Genomic DNA, 1566 nt, shown 5'->3' on the forward strand with positions numbered 1-1566 from the left:
GGACGTACCGTCCACAGGCTCGAGCCGACAATCGCATGCGCCACCATCAGGCGCAGCGCGACGCCCGGATGATCGAGCAAGGCGGTGCGCACGGCGGCGTGACGGTGCAGATCGACATAGTTCTGCATCGGCCCGCTCAACTCGGGACGCGACGGTTTGGCACGCGGTTCGGCTTCCTCACCAAACTCGCCTTCTGCGCGGACGCGGCGCGCTTGCTTGCGCGACAGGTAGCCCTCATGACATTCCACCTCGCCGCGCTGCGAGACGGTGATGATCACCTTGCCGCCCTTCTTCTTCGGCGTCTTTTCGTAGTCCCACGAATGGATACTGGCCCGGTTCGAGCGCGACCACCTCGGGCCAGCCGGCTTCGATATAGGCGTCGCGCTTGGCTGCGATGGCCTCGTTCTGCTTTTGCCAGAACAGGTCGGCATCGGCGAAATAGCTGTCCTCGCCGAACAGGTCGGAGACGATCAGGCCGGGATAGTCCTCGATTGGAAGCAGCGCCACCTTGGTCGAAATCGACTGGCCGCCGAACAGCCATTGCTTCAATTGCCAGTCGCGCGGGGCTCGGCTGTCGGGATCGCAAAAGAGCGCCAGCCAGTCCTTCTGCTGTGCCTTGGAAGCCATGGTGAGATGCCGCACGGTTTCGGTGTCGATCTCCTCGCGGCGATAGGCTTCGCGTATCTTCGGCAACAGGTCGCCGAGCGCCAGAATGCGCTTCACCTGAGGCTCGGTTAGGCCGAAGGTGGCGGCAATGTCGGCGATGCCCCTGCCCTCCTTGATCAGCCGGGCAAAGGTCTCCCATTGCGAGACTTCATCAGGGTCGAGGCGGGCGATGTTCTCGATGAGCGAAGCCTCCAGCGCATCGGCGTCGTCCCCTTCTTCCATGATGGCGCAGGGCAGCGGTTCGGCCTCGCCGCGCTCGTCGGCGACCGTTTTGGCTGCGAAATAGCGCCGCCGCCCGGCGACGATTTCGAAGCTGTCCGGCGTGCCATTGGGCCGGATCAGGAGCGGCACGAGCACGCCGCGCGCCCTGACCGACGGCAGGATGTCGGATATGTCTGGCGCGCGCTTTGAATGACGCATGTTGATGGCGGAAACGCTCAACTGGTCGATAAAAACATGGGCAAGCTGCATGGGTCTTTCTCCTTTGACTGGGCTTTTAAAAGCCCACCGCGAGGCCGCAGGCCGAGCGGCGGGATGTTTGCGCCTGGCGGCGCGGTCATTCCGCCCGGTCTGGCGGAAGCTCGGGAGTGGGGATTTCGAGAGCGGCGGCGGCCTGCCGCAAAAGCCGCTCGGCCTCGGTAATGTGGCCGGCAATACGGGCGGCTTGCGCGTAGACCGAGAGCGGAAACCGCGCACGAAAATAGAGATCGCGCTCGATGCCGAGGCCAAGCGGTCCCTTGACGGCTTGCAGTTCGGCGAGGCTGACGCTGCCGAGTTCCGGGAAGCCGAAGCCGAGATCGCAGAGCCCGAACTATGTCGTGTACGTGATTATGGAGTGAAGGCGATCCTATCCCCTGCATTTCTACTCGGCGGGGACACGATCGCTTCACATAACTATGA

1 protein-coding gene and 2 pseudogenes are annotated in these 1566 nt (G+C 63.4%); all 3 read right to left on the reverse strand.

From position 1 onward, the window contains the following. Window positions 1–278, reverse strand: a pseudogene (locus tag EOA23_RS36805) (chromosome partitioning protein ParB); the annotation flags it as partial. Further along, window positions 235–1086, reverse strand: a complete 852-nt coding sequence (locus tag EOA23_RS34575; RefSeq protein ID WP_245474452.1) for a ParB/RepB/Spo0J family partition protein — start codon at window positions 1084–1086, stop codon at window positions 235–237. The gene EOA23_RS34575 and the pseudogene EOA23_RS36805, both read right to left, overlap by 44 nt. A 136-nt stretch (window positions 1087–1222) precedes the next feature. Then, window positions 1223–1477 (reverse strand): annotated as a pseudogene (locus tag EOA23_RS34580) (DUF2958 domain-containing protein); the annotation flags it as partial. Window positions 1478–1566: the final 89 nt, after the last annotated feature.

Source organism: Mesorhizobium sp. M2A.F.Ca.ET.042.01.1.1, from assembly GCF_003997405.1.
GTDB lineage: Bacteria > Pseudomonadota > Alphaproteobacteria > Rhizobiales > Rhizobiaceae > Mesorhizobium.

What these genes read in the sequence shown, in the direction of transcription:
- EOA23_RS34575 (WP_245474452.1), bottom strand. Translation starts at nt 1,086, where the DNA reads ATGCGTCATTCAAAGCGCGCGCCAGACATATCCGACATCCTGCCGTCG.